The organism is Nitrospirillum guaranorum, assembly GCF_034653275.1.
Classification (GTDB): Bacteria; Pseudomonadota; Alphaproteobacteria; order Azospirillales; family Azospirillaceae; genus Nitrospirillum.
The window spans coordinates 2,121,172-2,145,130 of sequence record NZ_JAYEES010000003.1 but is presented as its reverse complement, the minus strand read 5'-3'; the positions used below and the strand labels follow the sequence as shown (position 1 = coordinate 2,145,130).

24 protein-coding genes and 1 pseudogene are annotated in these 23,959 nt (G+C 68.4%); 20 read left to right on the top strand and 5 right to left on the bottom strand.

Annotated elements, in window-relative coordinates:
* Window positions 1-146 precede the first annotated feature (146 nt).
* The 3 genes from UAJ10_RS18745 to UAJ10_RS18735 all read left to right on the top strand — a co-directional run bounded on the left by UAJ10_RS18745 (window position 147) and on the right by UAJ10_RS18735 (window position 4,041).
* Window positions 147-1,598, top strand: coding sequence for an NADP-dependent isocitrate dehydrogenase (locus tag UAJ10_RS18745; RefSeq protein WP_322916717.1), 1,452 nt, complete (start codon window positions 147-149; stop codon window positions 1,596-1,598).
* A 411-nt stretch (window positions 1,599-2,009) separates the two neighbouring features.
* On the top strand, window positions 2,010-2,369 hold the full coding sequence (locus UAJ10_RS18740) for a GcrA family cell cycle regulator (protein ID WP_004272076.1): 360 nt from the start codon (window positions 2,010-2,012) through the stop codon (window positions 2,367-2,369).
* A 319-nt stretch (window positions 2,370-2,688) separates the two neighbouring features.
* A complete protein-coding gene (locus UAJ10_RS18735) occupies window positions 2,689-4,041 on the top strand; it encodes an IS5 family transposase (RefSeq protein WP_322916716.1) in 1,353 nt (450 codons plus the stop codon).
* Between the two features lie 102 nt (window positions 4,042-4,143).
* Here UAJ10_RS18735 and UAJ10_RS18730 read toward each other — a convergent pair whose 3' ends face one another.
* Window positions 4,144-5,367 carry an NADP-dependent isocitrate dehydrogenase gene (locus tag UAJ10_RS18730; RefSeq protein WP_322916715.1) on the bottom strand — a complete coding sequence of 408 codons (1,224 nt, stop codon included), beginning with the start codon at window positions 5,365-5,367 and terminating at the stop codon, window positions 4,144-4,146.
* Window positions 5,368-5,610: 243 nt separating this feature from the next.
* Window positions 5,611-6,195 (bottom strand): LOG family protein, encoded by a 585-nt coding sequence (locus tag UAJ10_RS18725; protein ID WP_322916714.1) that lies wholly within the window; start codon window positions 6,193-6,195, stop codon window positions 5,611-5,613.
* A gap of 260 nt (window positions 6,196-6,455) precedes the next feature.
* Here UAJ10_RS18725 and UAJ10_RS18720 point away from each other — a divergent pair, with 260 nt between their 5' ends.
* From UAJ10_RS18720 to UAJ10_RS18710, 3 genes are all read left to right on the top strand, one after another.
* Window positions 6,456-6,959, top strand: coding sequence for a c-type cytochrome (locus UAJ10_RS18720; protein WP_322916713.1), 504 nt, complete (start codon window positions 6,456-6,458; stop codon window positions 6,957-6,959).
* Window positions 6,960-7,004: 45 nt separating this feature from the next.
* Window positions 7,005-7,715, top strand: a complete 711-nt coding sequence (locus UAJ10_RS18715) for a cytochrome b/b6 domain-containing protein (RefSeq protein WP_322917351.1) — start codon at window positions 7,005-7,007, stop codon at window positions 7,713-7,715.
* A gap of 153 nt (window positions 7,716-7,868) precedes the next feature.
* Entirely contained in the window at window positions 7,869-8,885 is a 1,017-nt protein-coding gene (locus UAJ10_RS18710) for a LysM peptidoglycan-binding domain-containing protein (protein WP_322916712.1), read from the top strand.
* Window positions 8,886-8,969: 84 nt separating this feature from the next.
* Here UAJ10_RS18710 and UAJ10_RS18705 read toward each other — a convergent pair whose 3' ends face one another.
* The gene (locus tag UAJ10_RS18705; RefSeq protein ID WP_322916711.1) at window positions 8,970-9,434 is read right to left on the bottom strand and encodes a hypothetical protein; all 465 of its coding nucleotides are present in this window, start codon (window positions 9,432-9,434) and stop codon (window positions 8,970-8,972) included.
* 256 nt (window positions 9,435-9,690) lie between these two features.
* Here UAJ10_RS18705 and UAJ10_RS18700 point away from each other — a divergent pair.
* Window positions 9,691-10,743: pseudogene (locus UAJ10_RS18700) on the top strand (FAD-dependent monooxygenase); the annotation flags it as partial.
* Between the two features lie 192 nt (window positions 10,744-10,935).
* Here the strand turns inward: UAJ10_RS18700 and UAJ10_RS29920 are convergent.
* Entirely contained in the window at window positions 10,936-11,649 is a 714-nt protein-coding gene (locus UAJ10_RS29920; protein ID WP_416235381.1) for a helix-turn-helix transcriptional regulator, read from the bottom strand.
* A gap of 104 nt (window positions 11,650-11,753) precedes the next feature.
* Here UAJ10_RS29920 and UAJ10_RS18695 point away from each other — a divergent pair, with 104 nt between their 5' ends.
* From UAJ10_RS18695 to UAJ10_RS18685, 3 genes are all read left to right on the top strand, one after another.
* A complete protein-coding gene (locus UAJ10_RS18695) occupies window positions 11,754-12,311 on the top strand; it encodes a DUF5655 domain-containing protein (protein WP_322916709.1) in 558 nt (185 codons plus the stop codon).
* Entirely contained in the window at window positions 12,298-12,807 is a 510-nt protein-coding gene (locus UAJ10_RS18690; RefSeq protein WP_322916708.1) for a hypothetical protein, read from the top strand. Before UAJ10_RS18695 ends, UAJ10_RS18690 begins: the two co-directional genes overlap by 14 nt.
* A 128-nt stretch (window positions 12,808-12,935) precedes the next feature.
* Window positions 12,936-13,439 (top strand): hypothetical protein, encoded by a 504-nt coding sequence (locus UAJ10_RS18685; protein WP_040849387.1) that lies wholly within the window; start codon window positions 12,936-12,938, stop codon window positions 13,437-13,439.
* A gap of 46 nt (window positions 13,440-13,485) precedes the next feature.
* On the opposite strand, the gene UAJ10_RS18680 is transcribed toward UAJ10_RS18685, so the two are convergent.
* Window positions 13,486-14,307, bottom strand: a complete 822-nt coding sequence (locus tag UAJ10_RS18680; RefSeq protein ID WP_322916707.1) for a DUF2189 domain-containing protein — start codon at window positions 14,305-14,307, stop codon at window positions 13,486-13,488.
* 298 nt (window positions 14,308-14,605) lie between these two features.
* Between UAJ10_RS18680 and ccoN the strand changes: the two genes are divergently transcribed.
* The 10 genes from ccoN (at window position 14,606) to UAJ10_RS18630 (ending at window position 23,873) form a co-directional block, all read left to right on the top strand.
* Window positions 14,606-16,087 (top strand): cytochrome-c oxidase, cbb3-type subunit I, encoded by a 1,482-nt coding sequence (ccoN, locus tag UAJ10_RS18675; RefSeq protein WP_322916706.1) that lies wholly within the window; start codon window positions 14,606-14,608, stop codon window positions 16,085-16,087.
* A 16-nt stretch (window positions 16,088-16,103) separates the two neighbouring features.
* On the top strand, window positions 16,104-16,829 hold the full coding sequence (ccoO, locus tag UAJ10_RS18670) for a cytochrome-c oxidase, cbb3-type subunit II (RefSeq protein ID WP_004274100.1): 726 nt from the start codon (window positions 16,104-16,106) through the stop codon (window positions 16,827-16,829).
* A 10-nt stretch (window positions 16,830-16,839) separates the two neighbouring features.
* Window positions 16,840-17,055, top strand: coding sequence for a cbb3-type cytochrome oxidase subunit 3 (locus UAJ10_RS18665; RefSeq protein WP_322916705.1), 216 nt, complete (start codon window positions 16,840-16,842; stop codon window positions 17,053-17,055).
* An 8-nt stretch (window positions 17,056-17,063) separates the two neighbouring features.
* Entirely contained in the window at window positions 17,064-17,957 is an 894-nt protein-coding gene (ccoP, locus tag UAJ10_RS18660; RefSeq protein ID WP_322916704.1) for a cytochrome-c oxidase, cbb3-type subunit III, read from the top strand.
* A 330-nt stretch (window positions 17,958-18,287) separates the two neighbouring features.
* Entirely contained in the window at window positions 18,288-19,874 is a 1,587-nt protein-coding gene (gene ccoG / locus UAJ10_RS18655; protein ID WP_322916703.1) for a cytochrome c oxidase accessory protein CcoG, read from the top strand.
* 46 nt (window positions 19,875-19,920) lie between these two features.
* The gene (locus UAJ10_RS18650; RefSeq protein WP_322916702.1) at window positions 19,921-20,430 is read left to right on the top strand and encodes a FixH family protein; all 510 of its coding nucleotides are present in this window, start codon (window positions 19,921-19,923) and stop codon (window positions 20,428-20,430) included.
* Between the two features lie 18 nt (window positions 20,431-20,448).
* Window positions 20,449-22,845 carry a heavy metal translocating P-type ATPase gene (locus UAJ10_RS18645; protein WP_322916701.1) on the top strand — a complete coding sequence of 799 codons (2,397 nt, stop codon included), beginning with the start codon at window positions 20,449-20,451 and terminating at the stop codon, window positions 22,843-22,845.
* Window positions 22,845-23,009, top strand: coding sequence for a cbb3-type cytochrome oxidase assembly protein CcoS (gene ccoS, locus UAJ10_RS18640; protein WP_322916700.1), 165 nt, complete (start codon window positions 22,845-22,847; stop codon window positions 23,007-23,009). Before UAJ10_RS18645 ends, ccoS begins: the two co-directional genes overlap by 1 nt.
* Window positions 23,010-23,049: 40 nt before the next feature.
* Window positions 23,050-23,265, top strand: a complete 216-nt coding sequence (locus tag UAJ10_RS18635; RefSeq protein ID WP_322916699.1) for a hypothetical protein — start codon at window positions 23,050-23,052, stop codon at window positions 23,263-23,265.
* Between the two features lie 77 nt (window positions 23,266-23,342).
* Entirely contained in the window at window positions 23,343-23,873 is a 531-nt protein-coding gene (locus UAJ10_RS18630; RefSeq protein WP_322916698.1) for a mismatch-specific DNA-glycosylase, read from the top strand.
* Window positions 23,874-23,959 lie beyond the last annotated feature (86 nt).

Sequence of the window (23,959 nt, the reverse complement as noted above, 5' to 3'; positions counted from 1 at the left end):
CAAAGCACAGTTGCCGCGCGGTGCGTCCCGGCATAGTGTCCGCGCGGGCTCAAAACTTTGAACCCAGGACGCGGGAGCTTCTCCCGAACCGCGCCATGTCCCCCGATGGTTGGGGAAAGGCGCCAGTGCCAAGGATGAAAGAGAAGATGAATTCTCCGACCAAGATCACCATCGCGCGCGGCGACGGTATCGGCCCCGAGATCATGGACGCCACCCTCGAGGTGTTGGCCGCCAGCGGCGCCAACCTCGAGTATGAGGAAATCCAGATCGGCGAGAGCGTCTACCGCCGGGGCATCATGAACGGCATGGAGCCCAGCGCCTGGGAAAGCCTGCGCCGCACCAAGGTGTTCCTGAAGGCCCCCATCACCACCCCGCAGGGCGGCGGCTACAAGTCGCTGAACGTGACCATCCGCGGCGCCCTGGGCCTGTACGCCAACATCCGCCCCTGCGTCTCCTACTCCCCCTTCGTCGCCACCAAGCACCCGTCCATGGACGTGGTGATCGTGCGTGAGAACGAGGAAGACCTGTACGCCGGCATCGAATACCGCCAGACGCAGGACGTGACCCAGGCGGTGAAGCTGATCTCGCGCCCCGGTTCGGAAAAGATCATCCGCTACGCCTTCGAATACGCGCGGGCCAACCATCGCCGCAAGGTGACGGCCTTCGTGAAGGACAACATCATGAAGATCTCCGATGGCCTGTTCCATCGGGTCTTCGACGAGATCGCCGCCGAGTACCCGGACATCGAGGCGGAGAGCATGATCGTCGACATCGGCGCCGCCCGCCTGGCGGACACGCCGGAGCACTTCGACGTCATCGTCACCCTGAACCTGTATGGCGACATCATCTCCGACATCGCCGCCCAGATCACCGGCTCGGTCGGCCTGGCCGGCTCCTCCAACATCGGTGACCAGTGCGCCATGTTCGAGGCCATCCACGGCTCCGCCCCCACCATCGCCGGCAAGGGCATCGCCAACCCGTCGGGCCTGCTGCTGGCCTCGGTCATGATGCTGGTCCACATCGGCCAGTCGGAAGCGGCCGAGCGCATCCATAACGCCTGGCTGAAGATGATCGAGGACGGCATCCACACCGTCGACATCTTCAAGCGCGGCGTCAGCAAGGCCCGCATCGGCACCCGTGACTTCGCCGCCAACCTGATCGACCGCCTGGGTGACCGCCCGGCCACCCTGGTGCCCGCCAGCTACCCGGCCGGCGTCGCCAGCAGCTTCAGCGGCATCGCCCTGAAGGGCGCCCCCGCCCAGGCCAAGAAGCTGGTGGGCGTGGACGTGTTCCTGGAGCGCAAGGGTGGCAACGGCGACGACATGGCCGCGCTGTTCCAGCCGCTGCTCCCCGCCGGCCTGAAGCTGGTGATGGTGTCCAACCGTGGCCAGAAGGTGTGGCCGGACGGCGCGCCGGAAACCTTCTGCACCGACCACTGGCGCTGCCGCGTCATGGCCGACGGCGCCGATGAGCTGAAGCACGGCCAGGTGGCCGAGCTGCTGGCCCGCGTCGCCAAGGAAGGCCTGGACTTCGTCCAGAGCTCCAACCTCTACACCTTCGACGGCGCCAACGGCTTCTCCGCCGCCGCCGGTCAGTAAATGCGTTGGGAGGCGGGCATGGGAGCGGTCCCATGCCCGTCGCCATTTTAGGGGCGCCCGTTCCCTCTTAACTCCCCTTTAATAGGGGATGAATGAGAGTGGGCCCGCTAGGAATAGTGGTTGTGCCTGGGGTATACCCACAAAGGAGAGGGGTGGCGGCTTTCCCTAGGCTGCCTGCGGATCTTCGGCGTGGATTCTGTATCCGCGGTCAAAAAACGAGTCGGAATCACCTGTTCAGGCTTTGGCAAGTTTGGTAGTGTCACACGCATCTCGATACCAAATCTTGTTGGTGGGAATTTCCCGGTATCGACTGCTGGAGCGGGGCGCTCGGCGGTGACGGCATGTTTTTGCGCGCCCGCCGATCTCGGGGGCTAAGGAGCGAGGGCTTCGATGGAAGAAGAAAAAGCGTCGATGAGTTGGACTGACGAGCGTATCGAGCGCCTGCGCCAGCTGTGGGGCCAGGGCATGAGCGCCAGCGAGATCGCCGATCTGTTGGGCAACGTGACCCGCAACGCGGTGATCGGCAAGGCGCACCGGCTGGGCCTGTCGGGCCGGCCGTCGCCCATCAAGAAGAAGCCCACGCGCGGCGCGACCATCCTGTCGCTGAACGAGCGCATGTGCAAATGGCCGGTGGGCGATCCCAAGCACGCCGATTTCCATTTCTGCGGCTGCCCCTCGCTGCCCGGCATGCCCTACTGCCGTGAGCACGCGCAGATGGCCTACCAGCCCGCCAAGAAGCGGGACGACGAGCGCAAGCTGGTCATGGCCTGAGGCCGTTCCGCATACGGAATTAAGCGAACCCCTGCCGGCGACGGTGGGGGTTTTGTTTTTGAGGCCAAGGCTCGGGAAATTCGCCCCGACGATGGGCCGGCACCCCCAAGGCCGTCGATGACAACGGGCCCTTGCGGGCAAACAAGTCGTCCGTGAATGATTTCTAAGCCGTTGGCCGACCATGGTGTTTGGCTGGTAGTGCTGTAATCGAATTTGCAGGAAAGAGGGGGCTTGGCCTCCGCTTTCTTGCAATTTGGAGATCCCCTTTTGGGCCATTTCGTGATTCGATTCCCCCTGTGAACAGCGGTGGGAACAGGCCATGTCACGACCCCGGGACACCCGACAGAAAGACCTTCTGCGTCCAGCCCTGGACCAGATCATCGACCTGAAGCACCCACTGGTGGTGCTGTCGGGCAAGATCGACTGGGGCTTTCTGGAACAGCGCTTGGGTGGGGTCTATGGCGGCGGACCAGGCCAGCCGCCGTTGCCGGTCCGGCTGATGGCGGGCCTGCTGATCCTGAAGCACATGCACAACCTGTCGGATGAGGTGCTGACCGCCCGCTGGGCGGAGAACCCCTATTTCCAGTTCTTCTGCGGCGAGGAGGTCTTCCGCCACGACCTGCCCTTCGACCGGTCGTCGCTGTCCCGTTGGCGCCAGCGCCTGGGCGAGGAGCGGCTGGCCGCGCTGATCCAGGAGAGCCTGCGGGTGGCCCAGGCCACCGGCGCGCTCAGCACCCGCGACTTGGCGCGCGTGGCGGTGGACACCACCGTCCAGCCCAAGGCCGTCGCCCACCCCACCGACGCCCGCCTGACCCACAAGGCCATCGAGAAGCTGGTCGGCTTCGCCAAGGACAACGGCCTCACGCTGCGCCAGAGCTATCTGCGCGTGGCCAAGAAGGCCGCCATCATGGTCGGCCGCTACACCCACGCCCACCAACACAAGCGCGCCAACCGGGAACTAAAGTTCCTGCGCACCCGTCTGGGCCGCCTCATCCGTGACATCAACCGCAAGGTCGCCGCCAAGGGAGGCGCCGAGGCCCCAGACCTCCTGGCCCGCTACGGCCCCTTACGTGACCTGGCCATCAAGGTCAGCATGCAGACCCAGCGCCAGCGCGGGCAGAAAGTCTACTCCCTCCACGCCCCCGAGGTCGAATGCATCGGCAAGGGCAAGGCCCGCGCCCCCTACGAGTTCGGCTGCAAGGTCAGCGTCGCCGTCCCCATCACCAAGCCCAAGGGCGGCCTCTTCGTCCTCCACGCCCAGGCCCTGCACACCAACCCCTTCGACGGCCACACCCTGGCCAAGGCCGTCGCCGACATCAAAGCCAACACTGGACGCGAGCCGGACCGCGTCCACGTCGACAGGGGCTATCGCGGCCATGACCATCCCAACAAGTTCAAGGTCTGGATCACAGGCCAGGTCCGCAGGACTACCACCGCCATCAAACGGGAGATGAAGCGCCGCGCCGCCATCGAGCCCATCATCGGCCACCTCAAGGCCGAGCACCGCATGGGACGGAACTACCTCAAGGGACGCCACGGCGACCGTATCAATGCCGTCCTCGCAGCCGCTGGCTTCAACTTCCACCTCCTCGTCAGGTGGTTCCAGGACCTTTGGCGTGCCCTGCTCTGCGCTCTCCAAATCCAAAACGAAAGGGCCCTGATCAGCACGTAAGCAATTAGGGCCATTCTTCACGGACGACAAACAAAACGCCGGGCGGTGGCGCCGCCCGGCGTCTCTGTCACATTGGAACCGTCAGGGGAACCGTCAGGTGCCTCAGGCGTCGAAGCCCATGGCCTTGCGCAGGTTCTCGTCCAGCTTGGCCAGGAAGTCCTGGGTGGTCAGCCAGGGCTGGTCCGGGCCGATCAGGATGGCCAGGTCCTTGGTCATGAAGCCGGACTCGACCGTCTCCACGCACACCTTCTCCAGCGTCTTGGCGAAGTTGGTGACCTCCGGCGTGCCGTCGAACTGGCCGCGGTAGGACAGACCCTGCGTCCAGGCGAAGATGGAGGCGATGGGGTTGGTGGAGGTGGGGCGGCCCTTCTGGTGCTCACGATAGTGGCGGGTCACCGTGCCGTGGGCGGCCTCGGCCTCCACGGTCTTGCCGTCGGGGGTCAGCAGCACCGAGGTCATCAGGCCCAGCGAGCCGAAGCCCTGGGCCACGGTGTCGGACTGCACGTCGCCGTCGTAGTTCTTGCAGGCCCAGACGAAGGCGCCGTCCCACTTCAGGGCGGAAGCGACCATGTCGTCGATCAGGCGGTGTTCGTAGACGATGCCCTTGGCCTTGAAGCGCTCGGCGAACTCGGCGTCGAAGATTTCCTGGAAGATGTCCTTGAAGCGGCCGTCATAGGCCTTGAGGATCGTGTTCTTCGTGGACAGGTACACCGGGTAGCCGCGCTGCAGGCCGTAGTTGAAGCAGGCGCGGGCGAAGCCGGCGATCGATTCGTCCAGGTTGTACATGCCCATGGCCACGCCGGCCTCGGGGAACTGGAACACGTCGTAGGTGATGGCCTCACCGCCGTCGTCGGGGGTGAAGGTCATGGTCAGCTTGCCGGCGCCGGGCACCTTGAAGTCGGTGGCGCGGTACTGGTCGCCGAAGGCGTGGCGGCCGATGACGATGGGCTTGGTCCAGCCCGGCACCAAGCGCGGCACGTTCTTGCAGATGATGGGCTCACGGAAGACGGTGCCGCCCAGGATGTTGCGGATGGTGCCGTTGGGCGACTTCCACATCTTCTTCAGGCTGAACTCGGCCACGCGGGCCTCGTCCGGGGTGATGGTCGCGCACTTCACGCCCACACCGTACTTCTTGATGGCCTCGGCCGCGTCCACGGTCACCTGGTCGTTGGTGGCGTCGCGGTGCTCGATGCCCAGGTCGAAGTACTTCAGGTCGATGTCGAGGTAGGGCAGGATCAGCTTGTCTTTGATGAACTGCCAAATGATGCGGGTCATCTCATCGCCATCAAGCTCGACGACGGGATTGGCAACCTTGATCTTCTGCATTCTCAATGCCTTCTGCGTATAGGTAATTTTTATGACAGCCGGCGCCGCGTTCGAGCGCGCCTCGATATGCCAGAACCGTTTCCCGGGTAAGAAACGACCGCGATTGGGCGGCCAGTATATCGGACGGCCGGTATAAGAGCCCATTCGGGCCCGGGGATCAAGCAAGCGGGGCGGGCAACCGGCGTGCGGTCCCCGCAACGGTGTCCCCCCGCATGAACCGGGGCCGTCCGCCCTTGAAACCGGCTACAGCCGTTCCACCGCGATCTTCTGCAGGGCGTCCGGCGCCCGCCGCAGCGCCGGCAGGATGGCGTGGACACTGTCGACGAAGGTGAAATGGTCCTCGATCTCGCCCCGGCCGAAGCCGGTCGTGCGGATGTGCGTCAGCAGGGCGCGCAGCGGATCCCAGTAGCCGCCGATATTGGCGATGACCACCGGCTTGTCGTGCAGGCCCAGCTGGCGCCAGGTGATGATCTCGAACGCCTCGTCCAGGGTGCCCAGGCCACCGGGCATGACGACGAAGGCGTCGGACTTCTCCACCATCATGCGCTTGCGCGTATGCATGCTGTCCACCACGTGCAGCTCGGTCAGGCCGCCGTGGTCCACCTCGCGCACCTGGATGTGGTCGGGGATGATGCCCACCACCTCGCCCCCGGCCGCCAGGGCGGCGTCGGCGGTGATGCCCATCAGGCCCACGCGGCCGCCGCCATAGACCAGCCGCAGCCCGGCGTTGCCGATCAGGGTGCCCAGGTCGTGGGCGGCCTTCTTGTATTCCTCCGACACCTGGCCCGAGGATCCGCAATAGACACAGACGCTACGCACCTTGGACATTCCTCTCATCCTTATGGAACGGACGGGCTTATGGATCGGACGGGATGGGGTGGAACCACCCCATCCCCGACCGGGATGCCGCCGTCCGATGGCCGCCAGCGGGGCTTGCCGGACGGGTGACGGCCCGTTACACCATCCTTGCGGGCCGACTGCAAGCCATCCGGCAGGCCGTGCAAGGCGGCGGATGGCATTAGGCGACCCGGACGGGTGGCGGGCAAGGCCATAGAGATAAGTGGTTACAATCAGGGCAGGAGAGAAGAATGCCGCGTGCTTTTCGTGATGTCCCGCAAGCCTTTCGCGCCGGCCCCGCCGTGCGGGTCGCCGCCGGCCTGGCCATGGCCGCCGCCCTTCTGGGGGGCAGCGTCGCCCACGCCGCGCTGGACCCGGCGGAAATCGTCAAGGCCCGCCAGCAGGACATGAAGAAGCTGGGCGGCGGCATGAAGGTTTTCATGGGCTACCTGAAGGACGACAAGGGCACCGCCCAGGACGTGGCCGCCGCCGCCGCCGCGATGCAGGCCGTGACCAAGGGCCTGCCCGACCAGTTCACCGAGGGCACGGCCGTGGGCGTGGGCGAAAGCGAGGCCCTGCCCGCCGTCTGGCAGGAGAACGCCAAGTTCCGCCAGGGCTTCACCGACCTGGCCCAGGCGCTGGACAAGATCCTGGCCCTGCCGGCCACCGCGGACAAGGCCGCGATCGGCCAGGCGGTGCAGGCCGTGGGCGGCACCTGCAAGCAGTGCCACGAAACCTATCGCCAGAAGAAGTAAGCCGGGCATGACGCCCGCGGATCAGGGCGGGACCCCGGGGGGCGCATCCCCGTCTGGGACCTGCCCATCCGGCTGTTCCACTGGCTGCTGGTCGCCGACCTGGCCGGGCTGTGGTGGACGGCCACCCATGACGATCTGGCCCTGCATTTCAAGCTGGGCTACGGCGCCCTGGCCCTGCTGCTGTTCCGCCTGTTCTGGGGCGTGGCGGGCAGTGACCAGGCGCGCTTCGCCCGCTTCCTGAAGGGGCCGGCGGCGGTCTTGCGCCATGTGCGCCACATGGCGGCGCCCGGTCCCCTGCCGGTGGAGCGGGGGCACAACGCCCTGGGCGGCTGGGCCGTGGTCGTGCTGCTGCTGGTGCTGCTGGCCCAGGTGGGGACCGGCCTGTTCGCCGTGGACCACGACGGGATGGAGGAGGGGCCGCTGGCCCACCGCGTCAGCGGATCGGTCGCCAAGCTGGCGCGCCGCCTGCACCATATGAACTTCAGCCTGATCCAAGGGGTGGTGGCCATCCACGTGGTGGCGGTGCTGTTCTATCTGGTGGTCAAGCGCGAGAACCTGGTGCGCCCCATGATCACGGGGTGGAAACGCCTTACCTTCCTGCCCGATGGCGACCTGGGACCCAAAGACGCCCGGCGGGAGACCCGGGGGGAGACGCCCCGGGGGCGGGATGGCCATGGCTGGGTCCCGCTATGGCGGGCCGGCCTGCTGGCCGCCATCGCCGCCGGACTGGTGGCGGGCTTGGCCGTTTTCGCCTGACGCGCCGATCTTCCAGGCTTGATCGCGCGGGCGCCGCCGGGCTATTCCGGGGTGCACCCGGGATCGTATCCAAGATCGTTGGCAAGATCGTTGGGGGGCTCATGAACCGGCGGCCGGGGGTCAGCCGCCGGGACAATGACAAAGGAACCGACTGTGACGCAGAACAAGGTCATTGCCGCCGTTGTCGGCGTGGGCGCGCTGGCGCTGCTGGTTTGGGGTTTGTCCCATATGCAGGCCGACCGCACCGCGGGCACGACGCAAACCGCCGCCCCGGCCGTGGCCGAGGCCCCGTCCGGCCCCAGCGCGGTTCCCACCTTCGACGTGGTGCGCGTCAGCCCTGACGGCACGGCGGTCATCGCCGGCCGCGCCATGCCGGGCGCCGCCGTCACCATCTCCGACGGCGACAAGGAACTGGGCACCGTCACCGCCGACAAGCGCGGCGAGTGGGTGCTGACCCCCACCCAGGCGCTGACCCCCGGCTCCCGCACCCTGTCCCTGAAGATGAAGACGGCGGAAGGCACGGAGGTCGCGGCCGATGAGACGGTGACCCTGGTGGTGCCGGACGCCAAGCGCGACATCGCCGGCCGCAAACAGAACGAGACCGGCGGGGCGCTGGCCGTCGTCACCCCGCGCCAGGGCGGCAGCCGCGTGCTGCAGAGCCCGGTCAAGACCGACAAGTCGCTGGCCGTCGCCATCGACACCATCGACTACAACCGCGCCGGCGCCGTCACCGTGGGCGGCGACGCCCCGGCCAAGGCGGAGGTGCAGCTGTACCTGGACAACACCCTGGTGGGCCACGCCACGGCGGACCTGCAGGGCCGCTGGTCCATCACCCCGGAGCGCCTGGTCGATCCCGGCCGCTACACCCTGCGCGTCGACCAGGTAGGCGCTGATGGCAAGGTGGCGGCCCGCGCCGAGGTGACGTTCGAGCGCCAGCCCATCGCCGACAGCGACAGCCGCGCCGTGGTGGTGGTGGCCGGCAACAACCTGTGGACCCTGGCCCGCCACCTCTATGGCGAGGGCATCCAGTACACCACCATCTTCGACGCCAACCAGGACCAGATCCGCGATCCCAACCTGATCTATCCCGGCCAAATCTTCATCCTGCCCACCACCAACGGGCAGGCGAATGGCGGACAGGGTGCCGGTGGCGCCGGCGGGCATCACTGAGCGTCCTCGCAAAGAAAACGCCCCGGGGAGCGATCTCCGGGGCGTTTTAACTTTGGGGGGGCCTTTGGGGGGGCACGGCTGGCCTTACAAATAGCTGCCGAAAATCCGCAGGTAGGGCCGCGCCTCCTGAATGAACTGCACCGTCTCGTACATCAGGTCGGTCAGGCTGACATGGCCCGGCACCTCCTGCTGGCTCAGCACCAGCACCTTCTGCTGTTCGTCAACGATGAAGCGGGCGGTGCGCAGGCTGGCCGTGGCGCGCAGGATGGACTGAAGCTTGGCGCGTTTCTCCGGGGCCTCGATGGTGTAGGGCAGGAAGCCGACCTCGGCCCAGATCTGGAACAGGGTGCTGTCGTCCTGCGGCGTGATCGAGACGTGGAACAGCAGGCCGTCCAGGTAGAAATGGTGGCGGGAGGGGGAACGGTCGCGGTTCAGCCGCACCGTGCCGTCCTCGCCGAACAGCAGGGCGTCCTTGCCCAGTGGCAGGCCCGCCTGGGCGCTTTGCGCCAGCCCGGCGAGGTTCTGGACGGTGACGATCGCCTGTTCCATCGACTGAACGCCCTCTCAATGCTTTAGCGCCGGTTCGGTAGCAGAACGAACCGGCCTCATGCTTACCCTCAGGCGCCGCCGGCCGTCCACCTTAATCCCGGGGGCCCGCTTGCCGTGAAGGCGCCCTATTGCCAAGGTGCGCATTGCGGCGCGCGTGAAGCGGGAGCATATCGGCAGAGAACTAACAAGAAGTAAGCGGCCAGTTCCTGGAAACGGGTGGGGAACGGGGTGGGAGGACGCGGACTTGAGCAGCGATATGGATGTGGCGGTCCTGGTGGTGGGGGCCGGCCCCACGGGCCTGGCGCTGGCGGCCATGCTGGGCCGCACCGGCGTGCCCGTGCGGGTGATCGACAAGGCGGCGGGCCGCTCCCAGAAATCAAAGGCGCTGGGCGTGCACGCCGGCACGCTGGAGGCGCTGTCGGACGTGTTCGGCGTGGGGCTGCCGGCCCGCATGGTGGCCACAGGCCAGCCGGTGCGCGCGGTGCATTTCCATTTGGGCGACCGCCAACCCATCCCGGTGGACCTGGGCGGCCTGCCCAGCCCCTACAACTTCGTCCTGGTGCTGCCGCAGGGGGAGACGGAGCGCCTGCTGGCGGAGCAGGCGGCGGCCTTCGACGTGGCCGTCGACTGGAACCATGAGCTGGCCGCCCTGCGGCAGGATGGGGACGGCGTGCAGTGCGAGGTGCGCCGGCCCGACGGCGGCATCGAGCGGGTGCGCGCCGCCTATGTCGTCGGCTGCGACGGCGCCCATAGCGTGGTGCGCCACCAGGTGGGCGCCAGTTTCGCCGGCGGATCCTATCCCGGGACCTTCCTGCTGGCCGACGTGACCCTGGACTGGGGCCCGGGGCATGGGGATCTGGGCCACGACTCCGTGCGCTTCTTCAGCACGGAGGCGGGCGCCATGGCCTTCTTCCCGCTGAAGGATCCGGATCACCCGACGCTGTGCCGCCTGGTGCTGATCCCCAAGGGCGCGCCGCCGGCGGCGGAGGCGGAGATCGACTTGGCCGCCTTCACCACCCTGGCCCGCGCCGTGTCCGGCCTGCCCCTGGTGCTGGGGGAGGCGGCGTGGCTGACCCGCTTCACCATCCACCACCGCATGGTGAAGCGACTGCGCCACGGCCGCGTGTTCCTGGCCGGCGACGCCGCCCACATCCACAGCCCGGCCGGGGGCCAGGGCATGAACACCGGCATCCAGGACGCCCTGAACCTGGGCGCCCGCCTGACGGAAGCGCTGCGCCGGGGCCCGCGGGGCAGGAAGGACGAGGGCGTGCTGGATCGCTACGCCCAGGACCGTCTGCCCGTGGCGCGCGGCGTGCTGCGGGGCACGGATTCTCATTTCCCGCGTGGGCCTGCTGGCCGACGGCTGGTGGGGCCGGCTGCTGCGCCGCCACATCCTGCCCCTGGTCATCGGCACCCCGTTCCTGCGGCGGCGGATCGCGCTGACCCTGTCGCAACTGCCGGTGTCGCGCCAGGAACGGCCGGTGCGGCTGGGGGCGCTGGACTAAACCCCGCTGCTGGCCATCTCCCGCGCCACCGCCTCGCCCTTGGCGCGGCGGAAGTCGACCAGGCGCTTGCCCGGCTCATCCCGGAAGGTCTGGTCCAGTACCTCCGAAGCCCGCAGGCGGTCCAAGCGGAAGCAGCGGAAGTCCGCCTTCAATTCGCACCAGGCGATCAGCAGCCACACAGGCCCGAAGAAGCTGAGCGACAGGGGGCGGACGGTTCGCTCGCTCAGGGTGCCGTTCAGGGTTTCGTAGGTGATGCGCAGGTACTGCCGCCGCTGGGCAGCGCGCTTCAACTGCAGCAGGTCCACCGCGGGCGGGTGGCGGGTCACCCAAGGGGGGGCCCATAGGACCTCCCGCGCCGCGCTGTCGCGGGCGGCCTGGGGCAGCACCGCCCGTATCTTGGTCAGCGCCATCTCCGCCTGTGCCGCCAGGGCGCCGTCGCTCCAGATGCTTAGCACCCGGGCGCCAAAGGCCAGGATCTCCGCTTCGTCCTCCGTCAGGGTCAGGGGGGGCAGGAAATAGCCCTGGCCCAGACTGAAGCCCACGCCGGCCTCGCCCCGGATGGGGACACCGGCGGCCAGCAGCGCCTCGATGTCGCGATAGACCGTGCGGGCGGAAACCTCCAGCGCCTCCGCCAAGGTGGCCGCCGTTACCACCGGACGACTCCGCAGCAGGTCCAGCAGGATCAACAACCTTTCCGCGCGACGCGCCATCTTGCCACCATGCTGTCAACAGGCTGACCATAGAATGCATGACGGCGCTGGCTTCCGGGAAGACGGTGCGGGTGCCGAAGCTGGGAACAAGAATGGGGGCGGCCATGGCGTCGGTGGAAGACGCGATCGCGACATTGGAACGCAACATAGAGGCGACATCGGGCCAGCCGGTGGCCGTGTGGGTGGGACGCATCCAGGCGCAGGGCCTGACCAAGCATGGGGAAATGGTGGCCTGGCTGAAGGCGGAGCACGGATTCGGCCATGGCTATGCCAACCATGTCGCCAAGTGCGCGCTGGCCGCCGCGACGCCCCGTTCCGCTGACGATCCCGTGGCGCATCTGTTCGAGGGCAAGGCGCAGCTGCGGCCCCTTTACGATGCGCTGGTCGCGGTGGTGATGGCTCTCGGGCCCGACGTCGAGATGGCGCCCAAGAAGGCCAATGTCAGTATCCGTCGGCGCAAGCAGTTCGCCTTGATCCAGCCGTCGACGCGCACCCGCCTGGACCTGGGGCTGGTGTTGAAGGCCCATCCGCCGGAAGGCCGGCTGGAGGCGTCGGGCAGTTTCAACGCCATGTTCACCCACCGGGTGAGGCTGGAGGCTGCGGCTGACCTGGATGCCGACGTGCTGGCCTGGCTGAGGGAGGCATACGATGAGGCGGTTTGAGCGGGGATTGGCCGCGACCGCGCTGGCGGTGGCGGCGTTGATGCCCCAGGCGAAAGCGGCGGAGCCGCTGGCGGCCCTCTCCTTCCTGGCGGGCCAGCGCGTCGCGGACCCGGCCCCCGGCGCGCGGCCCAACCAAGGGGGCACGTCTGAGATCAGGCCGGACCTGAACGGTAGCCTGCTCGTCCGCCGCGATCATACCCACATGGCCGAGGGTGGCGACCTGGACATGCTTATGACCATGTATGCGGAGGGCGGACGCTTGCGCGCCGATTTCTTCGACACGGCTGGGCATGTCATCCATTATCACGTGACGGAACTGGCGCCGGGCCGGCGCGTCCAGTTCACCAGCGATCCGGCGCCGGCGGCCCCCACCTTCCGCCTGACATACGAGGGGCTGGCGGGTGGCCGCCTGGCCGTCCGGTTCGAGATCGCGCCGCCGGGGCCGCAACCGTCCTTCACGCTGTTCACCGAGGGGACATTGTCGCCGGCGCCGTGATAAGTGCTGTCCAGGCGGTTCCATTCCCTTCCGCGCATGCCGCCCGACCGATGGCGGCGCTTTGATCCATCCGGTGGCCTGGGTATACAGGGAGGGGTGCGATGCCCTAGCGACAGGATGGCATACCGGTGGTCAGACGCGTCTATTCCCGCAAGGAAGTGGTGGGCCTGCTGGACGCGTTGGAGCGTCAGGCGCGCGAATCCACCCAGCTGGCCAAGCAGGCCGAGGCCGCCGCCGCCCGCGACAGCTTCGAGGCCTACAACGCCTTCCGCAACAAGGTGGGGGAATTCCGCGCCCTATGCATCCTGGTGGAGGGGCGGCTGCGCAGCATGGACGGCCCGGTGGATGACGTGCGCGAGCGCTACGCCCAGCTGGACACCCTGATGCTGAGCCTGCTGGTGCGGGCCAGCATGCGCTTCTTCTTCGTGCTGTCGGCCAAGACCGTGCTGCCGCTGGGCGCCCGCGAAATCTTCGTGACGGAGCTGCGCAGCCTCTATGAGGCCAGCGAGAAGCTGCGCAAGCCCGAATACGCCAGCCGCCTGAACGAATCCATCCGAAGCGAGCTGGAAACGGCCGAGATGATCCTGGAAGAGATCATCGACAAGGCGCCGTCCATGCTGCAATTCAGCTGAGTCTTGACGCCCTCAGTCGCCGGGCTATGGAGGCATGATAGGGATCTCATCCCTCCGGCGTGACCGGGGTGATCGCGGTGGGCAGCCGCACCACGTCGCGATAGGCGTGCCAGCTGGCGTGCCCGATCAGGGGCAGCAGCGGCACCAGGCCGATGAACAGCGTGGCCATGCCCAGCGCCACCGCGAACGAGATCAGGCCGGCCCACAGCAGCATGGCGCGGGGGCTGGCGCGTACCGCCGTGATGCTGGTGGCGACGGCGGTGAGGACGCCGACGTCGCGGTCCAGCAGCAGGGGCAGGGTCACCACGCTGATGGTGAAGGTGGCCAGCGCCAGGGCCGCGCCCAGCAGGGTGCCGACGATCAGGAAGGGCAGGGCCGCCGGGGTCAGCAGGGCGGCGGCCAGGCCCTCCGGCGGCACGTGCACCTCGCCCAGCATCAGGGCGTAGAGCAGGGTGGCCAGCCGCACCCAGAACAGGTGCATCAGCAGCAGCACGACACCGAAGGCGCCGATGGCGGACAGGTTGCCGCGCCAAGCGTTCAGGCAGGCGGCGGCGTCGGGCGGCAGCCCCCGTTCCCGCCGGCGCGACGCCTCGTAGAAGGTGACGGACAGCAAGGGCGCCAGCAGCATGAAGCCGCCGGTCAGCGGCAGCAGCAGGGCCAGCCAGCCGTTCAGGATGGCCACGGCCGTGGCGAAGAAGCCCACCGCCGCCAGGATCAGGCCGTAGCCCAGGCTGATGGGGGGCGTCGCCGCCATGTCGTCCCACCCCAGCCGCAGCCAGTGCCAGGGCCGGTCCATCGGCACCCGCCGCACCGCGGGCGAGGGATGGGTGAAAACCGGGATCAGGGTCCCGTCCGTCGTCGCCGTCATGGTCTTGTGCCGCTCCGCCCAGGTTGCAACGCCAACCGCGCCAACGGAGGCCTTCTTGCCGGGCCTTCCGTCACTCACCCAACCATACGCCAAGTTGATGGATGGCGGCTTGACGCAGGTCAATGCGGCTGGGTGTGCCCACCATCACAGTGCCGACGCTGAGGAGCATCGGCCCCGTCGCCCGACGGACACCGCCTGGGAAACCGGGCCCGCCGATGCCCGCAATCGTTGTCTTAAGAGACGAGGTCCGGGGTTCAACCCAGGCCCCTGCCGCTTGAGCCCATATTCGGGGGGTGTCATGAGTGTAGCGGTTTCCGGGGGGGTGCCCATCACGGCGGCCCGTCCCGCCAGCCGGGAAGCCTATGTGGAGGATGTGGTCCGCGCGTTCACCATCGCGACCATGTTCTGGGGCATCGCCGCCTTCACGGTCGGCGTCCTCATTGCCTTTCAGTTGGCGTTTCCCGCGCTGAATTTCGGTTTGGAATGGACCAGCTTCGGCCGCGTGCGGCCGCTGCACACGTCCGCGGCCATCTTCGCCTTCGGCGGCAACGCGCTGCTGGGCACCTCCTTCTTCGTGGTCCAGCGCACCTGCCGCGCCCCCCTGTTCGGTGGCGCGCTGCCGGCCTGGTTCATCTTCTGGGGCTATCAGCTGTTCATCGTGCTGGCCGGCACGGGCTACCTGATGGGCATCACCCAGGGCAAGGAATACGCCGAGCCCGAGTGGTACACCGACCTGTGGCTGACCATCGTCTGGGTCGCCTACCTGATCGTGTTCGCCGGCACGCTGATCAAGCGGCGTGAGCCGCACATCTACGTGGCCAACTGGTTCTACCTGGCGTTCATCATCACCATCGCCATGCTGCACATCGTCAACAACCTGGCGGTGCCCGTCAGCTTCACCGGCACGAAGAGCTACGGCGCCTTCGCCGGCGTGCAGGACGCGATGATCCAGTGGTGGTACGGCCACAACGCGGTGGGCTTCTTCCTGACCGCCGGCTTCCTGGGCATGATGTACTACTTCATCCCCAAGGCGGCGGAGCGGCCGGTTTATTCCTACCGTCTGTCCATCATCCACTTCTGGGCCCTGATCTTCCTCTACATCTGGGCCGGCCCGCACCACCTGCACTACACGGCCCTGCCGGACTGGACGCAGACCCTGGGCATGGTGTTTTCCATCATGCTGTGGATGCCCAGCTGGGGCGGCATGATCAACGGCATCATGACCCTGTCGGGCGCCTGGGACAAACTGCGCACCAACCCGTCGCTGCGCTTCACGGTCACCGCCGTCGCCTTCTACGGCATGAGCACCTTCGAAGGCCCCGTCATGTCGGTGAAGCCGGTGAACGCGCTCAGCCACTACACCGACTGGACCATCGGCCACGTGCACTCCGGTGCCCTGGGCTGGGTCGCCTTCGTCACCTTCGGCGCCCTGTACTACCTGGTGCCGGTGCTGTGGCGGCGTAAGGGGCTGTGGAGCCAGGCGCTGGTGGAATGGCACTTCTGGACCGCCACCCTGGGCATCGTGCTCTACATCACCTCGATGTGGGTGTCGGGCATCATGCAGGGCCTGATGTGGCGCGCCTACGACGACATGGGCTTCCTGCAGTACTCGTTCGTCGAGACGGTGGCCGCCATGCACCCCTACTACATCATCCGCGGCACGGGCGGCATCTTGTTCCTGACCGGTGCCCTGATCATGGCCTTCAACATGTTCCGCACCATCAAGCACGGGCAGCCGCTGGCGGAAGACCGGCCCGCGGGCCTGGTCGCGGCCGAGTGAGCGGAGGGGACCGAAAATGAAATTCTCTCACGCCATCGTCGAAAAGAACGTCGTCATCCTGGCGCTGCTGACCCTGATCACCGTGTCCATCGGTGGCCTGGTCCAGATCGTGCCCCTGTTCTCAATCGAGACCACGATCGAGCGGGTGGGCGGGGTGCGCCCCTACACCCCGCTGGAGCAGATGGGCCGCAACATCTACATCCGCGAGGGCTGCTACGTCTGCCACAGCCAGCAGATCCGCACCTTCCGCGATGAGGTGGAGCGCTACGGCCCCTACAGCCTGGCGGCGGAAAGCATGTACGACCATCCCTTCCAGTGGGGGTCCAAGCGTATCGGTCCGGATCTGGCCCGCGTCGGCGGCAAGTATTCCAACGACTGGCACGTCGCCCACCTGAAGGACCCGCGCGCCGTGGTGCCGGAATCGATCATGCCGACCTACGCCTTCCTGGCCAGCCGTCCGCTGTCGGTGCCCAACATCCAGGATCACCTGAAGACGCTGCGCACCGTGGGCGTTCCCTACACGGACGACATGATCGCCAACGCCGCCGCCGACCTGAAGGCCCAGGCCGACCCGGACGCCGACACCAGCGGCTTGCTGAAGCGGTACCCGAAGGCGGTGGTGGGCAAGTTCAACACCGAAAGCCCCGAGCTGACGGAGATGGACGCCCTGGTCGCCTACCTGCAGATGCTGGGCACGCTGGTCGAGTTCAGCAAGCTGCAGCCCGAAGACCTGCATCAGTGAGGGGGACGCCATGGAAGAGTTCCACGCCCTGATCTCGCAGGTATGGCTGCTGTGGTTCGTGGCCTTGTTCTGCGGCATCGGCATCTGGGCCTACTGGCCCTCGCGCCGGCGCCGCCTGGACGACTGCGCCCGTATCCCGCTGCTGGATGACGCCGACCACCCGCTGCCCGTCAGGGCTACGCCCCGTGGGCCCGCGCGGCGGTCGGCGCCGACTATGAAAGGCTGAGGTCCCCCATGTCGACCCACACTGACAACCATGCCCCCGCGGGCAAGGAAAGAGACGCCCATACGGGCCGGGAGACCACCGGCCATGAATGGGACGGCATCAAGGAGCTGAACACGCCGCTGCCCAAGTGGTGGCTGTACACCTTCTACGCCTGTATCGCCTTCGCGCTGGTCTACACCGTGCTCTATCCCGCCTGGCCCAGTCTGCACTCCCATACCAAGGGCGTGCTGGGCTGGACCCGGCGCGACACGGTGAAGTCCGAGCTGGATACCCGCCAGCAGGCGTTGGCGCCCGTGAAGGCCAAGTTGCTGGCCACGCCCATCGGCGACGTCGAAAAGGATCCGGAGCTGCGCACCTATGTGCAGGCCGCCGGCCACATCGCCTTCGCCGAGAACTGCGCCGCCTGCCACGGCGCCGGCGGCGCCGGGGGCAAGGGCTTCCCCAACCTGGCCGACGACGATTGGCTGTGGGGCGGGACGCCGGAGCAGATCCTGCAGACCGTCACCTACGGCGTGCGCAATTCCAACCCGGACTCCCGCGTGTCGGACATGCCGCGCTTCGGCGCCGATGGCCTGCTGACCAAGGAGCAGATCAACGACGTGGCGGAGTACGTGCTGAGCCTGTCGAACACCGGTACGGACAAGGCGGCCGCCGGCCGTGGCGCCCAGGTGTTCGCGGACAACTGCGCCGCCTGCCACGGTGAAAAGGGCGACGGCAACCCCGACGTGGGCGCCCCCCGCCTGAACGACGCCATCTGGCTCTATGGCGGGGACAAGGCCACGGTCGTCCAGACCATCACCTACGCCCGGCGTGGCAGCATGCCGGCATGGAGCGAGCGCCTGGATCCCGCCACCGTCAAGCTGTTGGCCGCCTACGTGCACACCCTGGGCGGTGGGAAGTAAGGCCGACGGGGGCGGGACAATCCTTCCCCCCGCCCCCTGACGCCCCTTCCGAGGGACCCCGCCCCCGGGGTCGCATGCCAGGGGTCGCACGAGAACCCCCGCCGCATCCCCATCCGGCGGGGGTTTTTCTTTGCCCGGATCACAGGCGCGGCGTTTGGCAAGCGGTTGTTTTCACGGCTGTGACCTGCCGTCGCGGCCGGGGGCCGCCAAAGCCGGGTTGATCTATCGCAAGGCGAGGGAAGCGGCGCGGGCATAGGGTCCGTCCATATCCGCGTTGGTGGCCCAACCGTTGGGGCCCCGCCACGCGGTCGACACGGAATGGACCGACCCATGGACACGACCCCCACGGATGGCCGCCCCGCCAAAGAGGGACAGGACGGCGAGGTGCTGGACCGCCCCGCCGCGAAGGCGACCCGGGCCCCCGCGGTTCGCGACGGCCGCCCGCGCTCCGTCAAGGTGGATCTGGAGAACGGCGACACCAGCAGCCTTTATGCCGAGCACATCAAGATTTATCCCAAATCCGTGTCCGGCCGCTATCGCACCATCAAATGGGCCGTGCTGGCCCTGTGCCTGGCCGTCTACTACACCGTGCCCTGGCTGCGCTGGGACCGGGGCCCGGGGGCGCCCGGCCAGGCCGTCCTGATCGACCTGTCGGCCCCGCGCGCCTATTTCTTCGGCATCGAGATCTGGCCGCAGGAGGTTTACTACATCACCGGCCTGCTGGTCCTGGCCGCCGTGGGCCTGTTCCTGGTGACGGCGCTGGCGGGGCGCGTGTGGTGCGGCTACGCCTGTCCGCAGACGGTGTGGACCGACCTGTTCATGGCGGTGGAGCGCTGGATCGAGGGTGATCGCGGCGCGCGCATCCGCCTTGACGGCCAGCCTTGGACCCGCGAGAAACTGCTGCGCAAGACGGCCAAGCACGCCGCCTGGCTGGCCATCTCGGTCGCCACGGGCGGCGCCTGGATCCTGTATTTCGACGACGCGCCCACGGCGCTGAGGGGCCTATTCACCGGCCAGGCCACGATCAGCGAATATTTCTTCGTCGGCCTGTTCACGGCCACGACCTACACCTTGGCCGGCTGGGCCCGCGAGCAGGTCTGCACCTATATGTGCCCGTGGCCGCGCATCCAGGGCTCGATGCTGGACGTCCACTCCCTGGTCGTGACCTATGAGGCCTGGCGCGGTGAGCGGCGCGGGCCGCACAAGGCCGGCACCAGCTGGGAGGGCCGGGGCGACTGTATCGACTGTGGCCAGTGCATCGCCGTCTGCCCCACCGGCATCGATATCCGTGACGGCCAGCAACTGGAATGCATCGGCTGCGGCCTGTGCATCGACAGCTGCAACGACATCATGGCCAAGGTCGGCCGCCCGCCCAACCTGATCCGCTTCGACACCCTGGCCAACCAGGAAGCCAAGGCCCAGGGCCAGTCCAACCGCTATCGCCTGCTGCGGCCGCGTGTCGTGATCTACGCCCTGGTGCTGGCCGTGGTGGGGGGCGTGATGCTGACGGCCCTGGAGACGCGCACCACCATGGGCATCAGCGTGCTGCGCGACCGCGCGCCGCTGTTCGTCACCCTGTCCAATGGGGCCTTGCGCAACGGCTATACCATCAAGGTCATGAACAAACGGCGGGGCGAGGGCGAATTCCGGCTGGGCGTGGTCGGCCAGCCGGGCGCCACAGTGGCGGTGCAGGACGTGGGGGAGGCCCATGGCGCCGAGGGCGTGGCCCTGACCGTGCCGGGCGACGCCGTCGCCACCTTCCGCGTCTTCGTCAGCCTGCCGCGCCAGTCCATGACCCGCGACGGCGGCGCCCAGGGATCCATCCCCCTGGTGTTCAGCCTGACGGAGCAGGGGCCCACCCCCGCCCGTCCCACCTTTTACGAGGGGGTCTTCATGGGCCCCGGTGCCAAGCCCTGACCCCTAGGCCCTGATCCCGAGGCCCCGATCCCGAGGAGTGACCGCAATGACCGTCATCGACCTGCCCCGCCGGTCGCCGTCGCCCGCCCAGGCCAAGCGTTCCCTGATCCCCTGGATCTTCGTCGGGGGCATGGGCGTGGTGATCGTGGTGAACAGCATTCTGATCTACTACGCCATGCACAGCTGGACCGGCATCGTCACCGCCAAGCCCTATGAGCGGGGCATCGAGTACAACAAGGTGCTGGAGGCCCAGGCCCAGCAGGACGCCCTGGGTTGGGTGTTCGACGCGGATATCGAGCCGTGGGGCGATAGCAACATTTTGACGGTGCGCATCACCGCCCGCGACGGCGCCGCCCTGGATGGCATGGCCCTGACCGGCCGCCTGGTGCGCCCCATCGACATCATGCCCGACGTGCCGCTGACCTTCACCGCCGCCGGCAACGGCCGCTACACGGCCAGCGTGGTCCTGCCCAAGCATGGGCAGTGGGACCTGAAGCTGAAGGCGGAGAAGGGGGCCGACTGGTACCACCTCACCCGCCGGCTGTTCGTGAAGTAAGGGGCGGGGAGGACGGCCATGCCCTTGGACAGCGTGACGACGCATTGCCGGCACTGCGGCCAGCCCCTGCTGGGGGCGGCGACGGAGCGGGGCGCCTTCTGCTGCCAGGGATGCGCCGGCGCCTACACCCTGATCCATGATCTGGGCCTGGACGCCTACTACGACCGCCGGCCGGTGGAGGCCGCCGCCCCGGCCGTGGCGACTGACGGCGATGGCGCCGATCCCCTGCTGGGCCTGCCCGAGGCGGTGGCGACGGCACCGGACGGCAGCTGCCTGCTGCGCCTCAGCGTGGACGGCCTGCACTGCGGCGCCTGCCTGTGGCTGATCGAGGCGGCGGTGACCAAGCACCATCCCGAGGTGCAGTCCGCCCGCGCCAACCTGACCACCCGCTGCCTGACCCTGCGCTGGACCGGCGCGCCCGCCCAGGCCGTGGAGTATGCCCGGCTGGTGACGGGACTGGGGTATCGCGTGGCGCCCTTCGGCGTCGGCGGCACGGCGGCGGGTGCCGACCCGGCGGCGGCGCAGGAGCGGGCGTTGCTGCGCCGCCTGGCGCTGGCGGGCTTCGCCGCCGCCAACGTCATGCTGCTGTCCGTGTCGGTCTGGTCCGGCGCCGATGCCATGGGCGACGCCACCCGCACGCTGCTGCATTGGGTGTCGGCCCTGATCGCCCTTCCCACGGTGGCCATCGCCGGCCAGCCCTTCTTCCAGTCGGCGCTGGCGGCGCTGCGGGCCGGCCGCACCAACATGGACGTGCCCATTTCCGTGGGCGTGCTGCTGACCACCGGCATGAGCGTGGTGATGACGGCCCGGCATGGGGAGCACGCCTATTTCGACGGCGCCGTCATGCTGCTGTTCTTCCTGCTGGTGGGCCGCTACCTGGACAGCCGGGCGCGCGGTCGGGCCCGGTCCGCCGCCGCCCACCTGCTGGCGCTGAACCAGGCGCCCGTGACGGTGCTGGGCGCCGACCGCCTGCCCCAGGTGCTGCCGCCGGCCCGTGTGCCCCTGGGCGCCACGGTGCTGGTGGCGGCGGGCGAGCGCATCGGTGTGGACGGCACGGTGGCCGAAGGCGTGTCAGACCTGGACGCCAGCCTGGTGACGGGCGAGACGCTGCCCTTGGCGGTGGCGCCCGGCGCCCAGGTCTTCGCCGGCATGATCAACCGCACCGCCCCCTTGCGCCTGACCGCCACGGCCAGTGGCGAGGGCACGCTGCTGGCGGAGATGGTGCGCCTGCTGGAGGCGGCGGAGCAGGGGCGGGCGCGCCATGTCCTGCTGGCCGACCGCATCGCCCGGGCCTACACGCCGGTGGTGCACCTGACGGCCCTGGCCACCTTCCTGGCCTGGATGTTCTTAGGATCCGCCGCCTGGTACCAGGCGCTGCTGATCGCCGTGTCCGTCCTGATCATCACCTGCCCCTGCGCCCTGGCGCTGGCCGTGCCGGCGGTGCAGGTGGCGGCCAGCGGCCGGCTCATGCGCCAGGGCATCCTGCTGAAGTCCGCCACCGCCCTGGAGCGACTGGCCCCCATCGACACCGTGGTGTTCGACAAGACCGGCACCCTGACCCTGGGCCGCCCCGATCTGGTGCCCGACCCCACCCTGACGGCGGAGGAGCTGGAACTGGCCGCCCGCCTGGCCCGCGCGTCGCGCCATCCCCTGTCGCGGGCGCTGGCCCGCGCCGCCGGTCCCGGCCCCGTGGCCGACGGCGTGGTGGAGGTGCCGGGCGGCGGCCTGCGCTGGCTGGGGCCGCAGGGCTTCGTCCGCCTGGGGTCGCGCGCCTTCTGCGGCGTGGACGACGCCGGGGCGGGGCAGGCGGGACCGGAACTCTGGTTCAGCCGCTGCGGCCAGCCGCCCCGGCGCTTCCTGTTCGCCGACCGGCCCCGCCGCGACGCCGCCGCCGTGGTGGCGGAGCTGAAGGCCGCCGGCTACCGGGTGGAACTGCTGTCGGGGGACCGCGCCGTCACCGCCCACGCCCTGGCGGCGGAGGTCGGCATCGATATCGTGCGCGCCGACGCCCGGCCCGCCGACAAGTGCGCCCACCTGGCGGCGCTGCGGGCGGAGGGGCGGACCGTGCTGATGGTGGGCGACGGGTTGAACGACGCTGCCGCGCTGGCCGCCGCCGACGTGTCGCTGAGCCCGGCCAGCGCCGTGGACGTGACCCAGACCGCGGCCGACGTGGTGTTCCAGGGCGATGGGCTGGCGGCGGTGGCGGAGACGCTGGCCGTGGCCCGCCGGGCGCGCACCCTGGTGCGCCAGAACCTGGCCTTCACCCTGCTGTACAACCTGTGCGCCGTGCCGGTGGCCATGGCCGGCTTCGCCACGCCGTTCGTGGCCGCCGCCGCCATGTCGGGATCATCCCTAGCGGTCATGGCCAATGCCCTGCGCCTGGGCAGCAAAAGAACCCGTGATGGAGGTCAATGATGAACAGCCTGCTTTTCCTCATCCCCGCCGCCCTGCTGCTGGGCGGCCTGGGGCTGTGCGCCTTTCTCTGGGCGGTGCGCGACGGCCAGTTCGAGGACCTCGACGGCTCCGCCACCCGCATCCTTTACGAGGATGAGACGCCGCTGCCCAAGCGGCCCGTTTGAACCCCTGCCTGCCTTTATCTGACTGATGGAGTGAGTTCCCATGAAAGCGTCCAACACCCTGCCGGCCGTCATCGTTCATGGCATGGGCATCATCGTGGCCGTGCTGGGCCTGTTCTTCGCCGCCGGGTCCACCGACCTGGCGGGCTATATCGACGGCCTGCTGTTCGTGGCCTTCGGCGTGCTGGTCAACTTCTTCACCATCGCCCGCACCGTCGGTGGGCATGGCGACGAGCTGGCGCAGCAACCGGCGGAGTGACGCCAGCACCCGCCGTCTGGGGGTCGCATGAGGGTTAGGCACTGGCGCGGGATGGGGGGCGTCCCTATCTTTGCGCCATGCTGATCCCCGATGTCCTTGTTCCCGGCCTTCACTTGGTGTTTTGCGGTACGGCGCCCAGCCGCGCCTCCATGGCGGCCAAGGCCTATTACGCCAAGCCCGGCAACGCCTTCTGGCCCAGCCTGCACGCCGCCGGCTTCACGCCCACGCGCCTGACGCCCCAGGAATATCCCACCTTGCCGGCCTTGGGCCTGGGCTTGACCGACCTGAACAAGACCCAGTTCGGCAACGACGTGGACCTGGACCCCGCCGCCTATGACGTGGCGGCCTTCGTGCGGAAGATGCGGCGCCATCGCCCGGGCGCCGTGGCCTTCACCAGCAAGACGGCGGCGTCCGTTTTCCTGGCCGGGCACTTCGGCCTGGTCGGCAGCCCGGTGTATGGCCGCCAGGCCCAGGATTTCGAAGGCGCCGCCCTGTTCGTCCTGCCGTCCCCCTCGGGCCAGGCGCGGCGTTTCTTCACGCTGGAGCCCTGGCGGGAGGCGGCCGCCTTCGTGGCCGCGCGCCGGGCCACCTCCGTCCCGCTCCCCTGATTTTGCAGATCTGCATTTCCAGGTGGTGCGCCCGCACCATCCACTCCGGTAACGGTTGTGTGCTATTACCATTGTCAGGCTCGATG

Excerpts from the sequence above, each read along its gene's own strand:
- UAJ10_RS18735 (WP_322916716.1), top strand. The coding sequence starts at position 2,689 with ATGTCACGACCCCGGGACACCCGACAGAAAGACCTTCTGCGTCCAGCC.
- UAJ10_RS18725 (WP_322916714.1), bottom strand. The coding sequence starts at position 6,195 with ATGTCCAAGGTGCGTAGCGTCTGTGTCTATTGCGGATCCTCGGGCCAG.
- UAJ10_RS18690 (WP_322916708.1), top strand. The coding sequence starts at position 12,298 with ATGAGGCGGTTTGAGCGGGGATTGGCCGCGACCGCGCTGGCGGTGGCG.
- ccoO (WP_004274100.1), top strand. The coding sequence starts at position 16,104 with ATGAAATTCTCTCACGCCATCGTCGAAAAGAACGTCGTCATCCTGGCG.
- ccoG (WP_322916703.1), top strand. The coding sequence starts at position 18,288 with ATGGACACGACCCCCACGGATGGCCGCCCCGCCAAAGAGGGACAGGAC.
- UAJ10_RS18720 (WP_322916713.1), top strand. The coding sequence starts at position 6,456 with ATGCCGCGTGCTTTTCGTGATGTCCCGCAAGCCTTTCGCGCCGGCCCC.
- UAJ10_RS18680 (WP_322916707.1), bottom strand. The coding sequence starts at position 14,307 with ATGACGGCGACGACGGACGGGACCCTGATCCCGGTTTTCACCCATCCC.
- ccoP (WP_322916704.1), top strand. The coding sequence starts at position 17,064 with ATGTCGACCCACACTGACAACCATGCCCCCGCGGGCAAGGAAAGAGAC.
- ccoN (WP_322916706.1), top strand. The coding sequence starts at position 14,606 with ATGAGTGTAGCGGTTTCCGGGGGGGTGCCCATCACGGCGGCCCGTCCC.
- UAJ10_RS18705 (WP_322916711.1), bottom strand. The coding sequence starts at position 9,434 with ATGGAACAGGCGATCGTCACCGTCCAGAACCTCGCCGGGCTGGCGCAA.
- UAJ10_RS18740 (WP_004272076.1), top strand. The coding sequence starts at position 2,010 with ATGAGTTGGACTGACGAGCGTATCGAGCGCCTGCGCCAGCTGTGGGGC.
- UAJ10_RS18650 (WP_322916702.1), top strand. The coding sequence starts at position 19,921 with ATGACCGTCATCGACCTGCCCCGCCGGTCGCCGTCGCCCGCCCAGGCC.
- UAJ10_RS29920 (WP_416235381.1), bottom strand. The coding sequence starts at position 11,649 with ATGGCGCGTCGCGCGGAAAGGTTGTTGATCCTGCTGGACCTGCTGCGG.
- UAJ10_RS18730 (WP_322916715.1), bottom strand. The coding sequence starts at position 5,367 with ATGCAGAAGATCAAGGTTGCCAATCCCGTCGTCGAGCTTGATGGCGAT.
- UAJ10_RS18645 (WP_322916701.1), top strand. The coding sequence starts at position 20,449 with ATGCCCTTGGACAGCGTGACGACGCATTGCCGGCACTGCGGCCAGCCC.
- UAJ10_RS18695 (WP_322916709.1), top strand. The coding sequence starts at position 11,754 with ATGGCGTCGGTGGAAGACGCGATCGCGACATTGGAACGCAACATAGAG.
- UAJ10_RS18665 (WP_322916705.1), top strand. The coding sequence starts at position 16,840 with ATGGAAGAGTTCCACGCCCTGATCTCGCAGGTATGGCTGCTGTGGTTC.
- UAJ10_RS18745 (WP_322916717.1), top strand. The coding sequence starts at position 147 with ATGAATTCTCCGACCAAGATCACCATCGCGCGCGGCGACGGTATCGGC.
- UAJ10_RS18635 (WP_322916699.1), top strand. The coding sequence starts at position 23,050 with ATGAAAGCGTCCAACACCCTGCCGGCCGTCATCGTTCATGGCATGGGC.
- UAJ10_RS18630 (WP_322916698.1), top strand. The coding sequence starts at position 23,343 with ATGCTGATCCCCGATGTCCTTGTTCCCGGCCTTCACTTGGTGTTTTGC.
- ccoS (WP_322916700.1), top strand. The coding sequence starts at position 22,845 with ATGAACAGCCTGCTTTTCCTCATCCCCGCCGCCCTGCTGCTGGGCGGC.